This window comes from Streptomyces sp. NPDC004721 (genome assembly GCF_053601495.1).
The window spans coordinates 183,206-190,320 of the sequence record NZ_JBSGBZ010000012.1 but is presented as its reverse complement, the minus strand read 5'-3'; the positions used below and the strand labels follow the sequence as shown (position 1 = coordinate 190,320).

Below are 7,115 nucleotides of genomic sequence, written 5' to 3'. Positions count from 1 at the left end.
GGACGGTGTCGTGGCCGCCCTCGGGGGAGCCGATGGCCCAGGGCACGCCGACGTCGTCGGGGCCGGCGTCCAGGGAGTTGTTGCGGCCCTTGCGGTAGGTGGTGCCGATGGGGTGGACGGGGGGCAGGTAGACGACGTCGAAGCCCATCGCGGCGATCGCGGGCAGGCGGCGGGCGGCGGTGCGGAAGGTGCCGTGCGGCTGCTCGGGAGTGCCCTCGGAGCGGGGGAAGAACTCGTACCAGGACCCGTACAGCGCGCGTTCCCGCTCGACGAGCAGGGCGAGTGGTTCGGAGGCGGTGACCAGGTCCCGCAGCGGATGCCGGGCCAGGACCGCGTCCACCTCCGGCGTCAACGCCGCCGCCAGCCGGGTCATCACCGGCAGCGAGTCGTCCTGGAGCGCCGCCGCCGCGGCGAGCACGGTGTCCCGCTCCGCTCCCTGCGGCACTCCGGCCGCCGCCCGGGTGTGCAGAGCGGCCCCCTCCTCCAGCACCAGCCCGGCGTCGATGCCGGCCGGAACCTTGACCGACGCGACGCGGCGCCAGGTGGCGACCGGATCCGCCCAGGCCTCCACCTGGTACGTCCAGCGGCCGGCCGCACCCGGAGTGACCTCGGCGCCCCAGCGGTCGGTGCCGGGCGCCAGCTCACGCATCGGCGTCCACGGGCCGGGCCGGCCCTCCGGATCCGTCAGCACCACGTTGGCGGCCACCGCGTCGTGGCCCTCGCGGAACACGGTGGCGGTGACAGGGAACGTCTCTCCCACGACCGCCTTGGCCGCTCGCCTGCCGCCCTCCACGGCCGGACGGACGTCCCGCACCGGGATGCGGCCGATCCTCGGGGCCGTACTCGAGGCCGTACCGGCGGCCTGGCTCGGGGTCGAACTCATGGGTGTCACCTCCACCGTGCTCAAGGCCGGGCTCGCGCCCGGCCGGGGAATCGGGTCGTGCCGGGCGGGACCTACCTCCCGGCGCGGGAACGCCTCTGGGCCGCCTTCGGCGGGCCCCGGCGGGGGACGGCGCTCCGGTGCGGCCGGCCGCTCTGCTCCCGCAGGTAGGTGCCAAGGCTGGTGCACAGATAGCGCTCGGCGGCGTCCGCGGCCTCCCGCGCGCAGCGTTTGCCCATCAGCACGCACAGGGTGTAGCCCGAGTCCTCGAAGGTGGACCGCACCCGGCGGTCGTCGGGCGACGCGAGCATCGCGCGTTCCCACGCCCGGTAGCGGCGCAGATGCCGGGCGACTTCGGCTTTGGCGGGTAGCAGCATGGCGCCGTTCACCTTTCGGATGCGCTCGATGGGCTCGTTTCCCCGACAGCCGGGGCGGCGACCGCGCACGCGTGGGCAGCGGTCCCGTTTACGGCGCTCGAGACTTCACTCATGGTGCACGTTCAACGACACAGCGTCCTGTTGGATCTTCAACAAGTGCGCTGACCTGCTCGTGTTGCACGAATGGCGTAGCGCGCGCACTGTGGATTCTGACTCAGAGGCAACAAATGTTCACGCTTCGTGATTTCGGGGCTCCTCGCACCTGCGGGAGCGGAGCGTGGGCCTCGCCGGTGAGGAGCCAACGACGATGAAGACCGCAGTGCCCTGTTACTACCACCTCGACGTGGAAGTCAGCCCGGAACGGGTCGGGCAGGTCAGGCGCATCCTGGCCGCGCACCTGCGTTTCTGGGACCTGGAGGACCTCGTCGACCCCGTGTGCGGGGGTGCCGAGATGCTGCTGAAGGCCATCGACGAGCACGCCACCGACAAGCACACCTCCATCGAGATGTGGTGGACCGGCCAGCACCTGATCACCGCCGTCGGGGAGAACAACCACGACCTGCGTCCCGACCAGGACCTGCGCGGCTGCCTGGCTCGCATCGCGGCGACCAGCCACGGCTGGGGCTGCTGCGCCTCCCGGACCGGCAGCAAGATCATCTGGTTCTCGCAGCGGGCCCGCGCCGGGGTGCGCGTCCCACTGGTCCCGACGGCCCCGGACCCGACCCTGCGCGAGGGCCTGCAGACGCCGCGCGAGATGCCGGTCACGGCACTGGCCTCTCCGCTCAGCGCGCCGCAGGCCGTGCTGGAAGCGGCCCTATGACGGGGCGAAGACGACGGAAAGGGGTACCCGTGTGGAGCGGGTACCCCTACCCGCTGGGGGCGGCGTTCGACGGGAAGGGCACCAACTTCGCGCTGTTCAGCGAGGTGGCCGAGCGCGTCGACCTGGTCCTGGTGGACGACGCCGGCACCCATCGCGACGTGCCGCTGACCGAGGTCGACGGCTTCGTGTGGCACGGCTACCTGCCCGGTGTCGGGCCGGGGCAGCGCTACGGATACCGCGTGCACGGGCCCTGGCACCCGTCCGCCGGCCACCGGTGCAACCCGAGGAAACTGCTCCTCGACCCCTATGCCACGGCGGTGGACGGGCAGATCGACAACCACCCCTCGCTGTACGAGCGGGCCGCGCACGGCCCGGACCCGGCCGACAGCGCCGGGCACACCATGCTGGGCGTGGTGACCGACCCGGCCTTCGACTGGGGCGACGACCGTCCGCCGCGGCGGGCGTACTCCGACACCGTGATCTACGAGGCGCACGTACGCGGCCTGACCCGTACCCATCCCGAGGTGCCGCCCGAACTGCGCGGCACCTACGCGGGGTTGGCGCACCCGGCGGTGATCGAGCATCTGACCTCGCTGGGTGTGACGGCGATCGAGCTGATGCCGGTCCACCAGTTCGTGCACGACGGCGTGCTCCAGGGCCGGGGCCTTTCCAACTACTGGGGCTACAACACCATCGGCTTCTTCGCACCGCACAACGGCTATGCCGCCGGCGGCATGCGCGGGCAGCAGGTCGCCGAGTTCAAGTCGATGGTCAAGGCGCTGCACGCGGCCGGGCTCGAGGTAATCCTCGACGTGGTCTACAACCACACCGCCGAGGGCAACGAGAAGGGCCCGACGCTGTCCCTCCGGGGCATCGACAACGCCTCGTACTACCGCCTGGTCGACGGCGACTGGGCGCATTATTACGACACCACGGGCACCGGCAACAGCCTGCTGATGCGCCACCCCTACGTGTTGCAGCTGATCATGGACTCGCTGCGGTACTGGGTCACCGAGATGCACGTCGACGGCTTCCGCTTTGACCTCGCGGCCACGCTGGCCCGGCAGTTTCACGAGGTGGACCGGCTGTCGGCGTTCTTCGACCTGATCCAGCAGGACCCGGTGATCAGCCGTGTGAAGCTGATCGCGGAGCCGTGGGACGTCGGCGAGGGCGGCTACCAGGTGGGCAACTTCCCGCCGTTGTGGTCGGAGTGGAACGGCCTGTACAGGGACGCGGTACGGGACTTCTGGCGCGGCGAGGAGCACACGCTCGGCGAGTTCGCCTCCCGGTTGACCGGGTCCGCCGACCTGTACGCCCACAACCGGCGCAGGCCGCGCGCCAGCGTCAACTTCGTGACCGCACACGACGGGTTCACGCTGCTCGACCTGGTGTCGTACAACGACAAGCACAACGAGGCGAACGGCGAGGGCAACCGGGACGGCGAGAGCGCCAACCGGTCCTGGAACTGCGGGGCGGAGGGGGAGACCGGCGACCCGGCCGTCCTGGAACTGAGGGCCCGTCAGCAGCGTAACTTCCTTGCCACGCTGCTGCTTTCGCAGGGCATCCCGATGCTGTGCCATGGGGACGAACTGGGGCGCACCCAGGGCGGCAACAACAACGCCTACTGCCAGGACAACGAGGTCTCCTGGATCGGCTGGCGGCTGACCCGCGAGCAGCGGGAGCTCGCGGACTTCACGCGGTACCTGATCGGCCTGCGCAGCGCCCACCCCGTGCTGCGCCGGCGCCGCTTCTTCCAGGGGGACACGGCGACCCGGAACGACCAGCCGCTGCCCGACCTGGTGTGGCTGCTGCCGGACGGCCGCGCGATGGCGGAGGAGGACTGGCAGCGCTCCGACGCGCACTCCGTCACGGTCTTCCTCAACGGCGACGCCATCGCCGAGCCCGACCGGCAGGGCCGTTCCCTGGTGGACGACTCCTTCCTCCTGCTGCTCAACGGCTACTGGGAACCGGTCGACTTCCGCCTGCCAGGCCGCGCCTACGGCGACCGCTGGACCACCCTCCTCGACACCGCCGAACCCCTGGGCCCCCCGGACGAGGCCGAGCACAAACCCGGCGGCACCCTCCGCGCCGACCCCCGCAGCCTGATCCTCCTGTCCCGCCCCCCGAAGACTCCCCACTGACCACAGCCGGGCGCGCGCCGAGCGGGATCGGCAGCCCGGTGGTGCGCTCCCCGGCCCGGCTGGGCTGGAGCGGCCTTCCGCCCCGTGTGCCGTACCCGGCGGCGGGGCCGGCGCCATGGGTTCGGAAGCACCCGCACGTCCTCCGACCCGAGCTGGGCACGGGATCTCCGCCCCCGGGCCGGAACCCCCGACCGGCCCGGACCGCGATCTGCGGCCCGCGCCCGCGCTCCGGACCTTGCTCCGGGTCGCGCGCGACGGGCTCCGCGTTGTGCGTGCCGCGACGCCAGGCGCCGGCTCCGGTGCACCTGACCACGCGACACCGCTTCGGCGCTCGCGTCGGCCCGTGGCCCGTGGCCCGTGGCCTGAGGCCGGGACGGGTTGGGCGCCGTCCGGGTCGTGGAGTATGGCTTTGCCGGGGCCCTCGCGCAGGACGTTGCCGCCGTGAACGGCGGCGCGGGTGCATGTTGCTTGCGTCGGTCTGTGGCCGGTGTCTGGGATGGGTGGGTTGTTCAGGCCTCGCGGCGGGGTGTCACTCGTGAACTGGGCGCCGTCCCGGTCGCGGGGTACGGCCTCGTCGGGGCTCTCGCGCGGGGCGCTGTCGGCGTGGATCTTGGCTGCCGTGGGCGCGCGGCGTTTGCGTCGGGCCGCGGCCGGTGTCTGGGATGGGTCGGTCGTTCAGGCCTCGCGGCGGGATGTCACCCGTGAACTGGGCGCCGTCCCGGTCGCGGGGTACGGCCTCGTCGGGGCTCTCGCGCGGGGCGCTGTCGGCGTGGATCTTGGCTGCCGTGGGCGTGCGGCGTTTGCGTCGGTCTGTGGCCGGTGGCCGGGATGGGTCGGTCGTTCAGGCCTCGCGGCGGGATGTCACCGTGAACTGGGCGCCGTCCCGGTCGCGGAGTACGGCCTCGTCGGGGCCCTCGCGCAGGACGCTGCCGCCGTGGACCTCGGCTGCGCGGGCGCAGGCGGCCACATCGGCCACGCGGAAGTGGATCTGCCAGTGCGGGCGGATCGTGGGGTCGGGCGCCTCCTCCAGCGCGCCGGACTCGATACGCGCCACGACCTCGCCGTGGCTGCGCAGCACCACCTCGTCGCGCTCGTAGCGGACCTCGCAGCAGCCGGGCCGCCGTGAGGCCCAGTCCAGGACCTCGCCGTAGAAGATCGCGGCGTCGAAGGCGTCGCGCGTGTGCAGCCGGATGAAGGCCGGCGCGGCCTTGCGCCAGGTCTCCCAGTCCGTGAAGAGGTCACCTTCCCAGATCCCGAAGGTCGCGCCGTCCCGGTCGGCCAGCAGCGCCGCGCGCCCCGGCGGGAAGGAGATCGGGCCGACCGCGGCCGTACCGCCGCGTTCCTGCACCCGTGCGACGGCCTGGTCGGCGCTGGGCACGGCGAAGTACGGCGTCCAGGCGACCGCCATCTGCCACATGGTGGCCACCGCGCCGATCCCCGCGACCGGTGCGCCCTCCGCGAGCGCGATGCGGAAGTGGTCGCCGAGTCTGGCGGGACGCCACTCCCAGCCCAGCACCGCCTGGTAGAACTCCTCCGTGGCCTGGAGATCGTGGCTGGTCAGGCTCACCCAGCAGGGCGCGCCGCACACCGAGTGCGTGGAGACGACGTCGGGGGAACTGCCGGAAGGTGTCCTGTCGTGGTTCATGGCCCGTCCTGGTGGTGTCAGACCGGTTTCCACCAGCCTGACACCAGTGTCCGACCGGCGCGCGGAAGACGCCTGCCGAGTACCCGCCGGACGCCGCCGAAACGGCGCGGGACACGCCCGCGCACGGCCGCCCCCGCACGTCGGGCGAGCCGCGGCGAGGCTCACCCGGCCTCGGCGAGCAGCTCCTCGCGCAGATGGGCGAAACACCCGCTGAGCAGGCGCGAGACATGCATCTGCGAGATGCCCAGCTGCTGCGCGATCCGGCTCTGCGTCATGCCCCCGAAGAACCTGAGGTACAGGATGGTGCGCTCGCGTTCGGGCAGCGCCTCAAGACAGGGCCTGACCGCCACCCGGTCCACGACCAGGTCGAACCGCGCGTCGGCCTCGCCCAGCCCGTCGCCGAGCGCGTAGCCGTCCGTACCGGGGACCTCCGCCTCCAGCGACAGCGCGGCGAAGCAGTCCAGGGCCTCCATCCCGGTGTGCACGTCGCTCACGCTCAGTTGCGCGTACTCGGCGATCTCGGCCACGGTCGGCGTCCGGCCGGGCGTGGTCTGCGCCAGCTCCTTCGTGGCACGCCGTACCCGGTTGCGCAGGTCCTGGACTCGGCGCGGTACGTGCAGCGTCCACATGTGGTCGCGGAAGTGCCGCTTGATCTCCCCGGTGACCGTCGGCACGGCGTACGCCTCGAACGCGTAGCCACGCGCCGGATCGTAGTGGTCGACGGCCTTGACCAGGCCCAGCGCGGCCACCTGGTACAGATCCTCCAGGGCCTCGCCGCGCCCGCGGAACCGTACGGCGATCCGCTCGGCCATGGGCAGCCACACCTGTACCAGCTCGTCCCTCAGCGCTTTGCGCTCGGCGCCGTCGGGCATGCGGGCCAGCCGCTCGAACGCCTCGGCGGTGTCGGGGGCGTCGTCGTGCGGATGGGTCTTCGTTCTGCCGGTGGTACGCATGAGCTGCGCCTCCCTCAGCAGGTGCTGGATGGACGGACACCTTGGGAGGGGCGGGGCTCGGACCGGACGGAGATGAACATCGGGGCCCGGCGCGCCGGCTCCCACGGACGTGCCTCCTGTCCGAAGCACTGGGCTCGGGATTCCCGAAGTCGGCGATTTCAAAACTGTTCCGGGAATGCGGTGACGGTATGCGACCGCACGAATATCAATTGTTGTCCAGAATCCGGAGAATCGCCACCGGAGGAAATGCGTGCATTTCCGTGGCGGTGCGAATGCGGAAGCGCACGCCGGTTCCGCGC

At 71.9% G+C, this 7,115-nt stretch carries 6 protein-coding genes; 2 read left to right on the top strand and 4 right to left on the bottom strand.

All coding sequences use genetic code 11. The annotated features are described in order from the left end of the window. Both ACWEK3_RS14260 and ACWEK3_RS14255 read right to left on the bottom strand, forming a co-directional pair. The coding region (locus tag ACWEK3_RS14260) for a maltotransferase domain-containing protein (RefSeq protein WP_453249767.1) at positions 1-883 on the bottom strand (883 nt) is incomplete at its 3' end. A 71-nt stretch (positions 884-954) separates the two neighbouring features. Further along, positions 955-1,257 (bottom strand): DUF5133 domain-containing protein, encoded by a 303-nt coding sequence (locus ACWEK3_RS14255; RefSeq protein WP_361413625.1) that lies wholly within the window; start codon positions 1,255-1,257, stop codon positions 955-957. A 307-nt stretch (positions 1,258-1,564) separates the two neighbouring features. On the opposite strand from ACWEK3_RS14255, the gene ACWEK3_RS14250 reads away from it, so the two are divergent. Next, positions 1,565-2,077 carry a pep a2 gene (locus ACWEK3_RS14250; protein ID WP_450537772.1) on the top strand — a complete coding sequence of 171 codons (513 nt, stop codon included), beginning with the start codon at positions 1,565-1,567 and terminating at the stop codon, positions 2,075-2,077. Next, positions 2,074-4,218: a glycogen debranching protein GlgX gene (glgX, locus tag ACWEK3_RS14245; RefSeq protein WP_450537773.1), complete on the top strand. Its 2,145-nt coding sequence runs from the start codon at positions 2,074-2,076 to the stop codon at positions 4,216-4,218. The genes ACWEK3_RS14250 and glgX overlap by 4 nt, the downstream gene beginning before the upstream one ends. Positions 4,219-5,059: 841 nt before the next feature. Here glgX and ACWEK3_RS14240 read toward each other — a convergent pair. Next, the gene (locus ACWEK3_RS14240) at positions 5,060-5,863 is read right to left on the bottom strand and encodes a VOC family protein (protein WP_384437776.1); all 804 of its coding nucleotides are present in this window, start codon (positions 5,861-5,863) and stop codon (positions 5,060-5,062) included. Positions 5,864-6,024: 161 nt separating this feature from the next. Next, positions 6,025-6,816: a SigB/SigF/SigG family RNA polymerase sigma factor gene (locus tag ACWEK3_RS14235; protein WP_450537774.1), complete on the bottom strand. Its 792-nt coding sequence runs from the start codon at positions 6,814-6,816 to the stop codon at positions 6,025-6,027. Between the last annotated feature and the right edge of the window lie 299 nt (positions 6,817-7,115).

Bases quoted from the DNA above. Each gene is read 5' to 3' on its own strand.
- ACWEK3_RS14250 (WP_450537772.1), top strand. From the start codon at position 1,565: ATGAAGACCGCAGTGCCCTGTTACTACCACCTCGACGTGGAAGTCAGC.
- ACWEK3_RS14255 (WP_361413625.1), bottom strand. From the start codon at position 1,257: ATGCTGCTACCCGCCAAAGCCGAAGTCGCCCGGCATCTGCGCCGCTAC.
- ACWEK3_RS14235 (WP_450537774.1), bottom strand. From the start codon at position 6,816: ATGCGTACCACCGGCAGAACGAAGACCCATCCGCACGACGACGCCCCC.
- glgX (WP_450537773.1), top strand. From the start codon at position 2,074: ATGACGGGGCGAAGACGACGGAAAGGGGTACCCGTGTGGAGCGGGTAC.
- ACWEK3_RS14240 (WP_384437776.1), bottom strand. From the start codon at position 5,863: ATGAACCACGACAGGACACCTTCCGGCAGTTCCCCCGACGTCGTCTCC.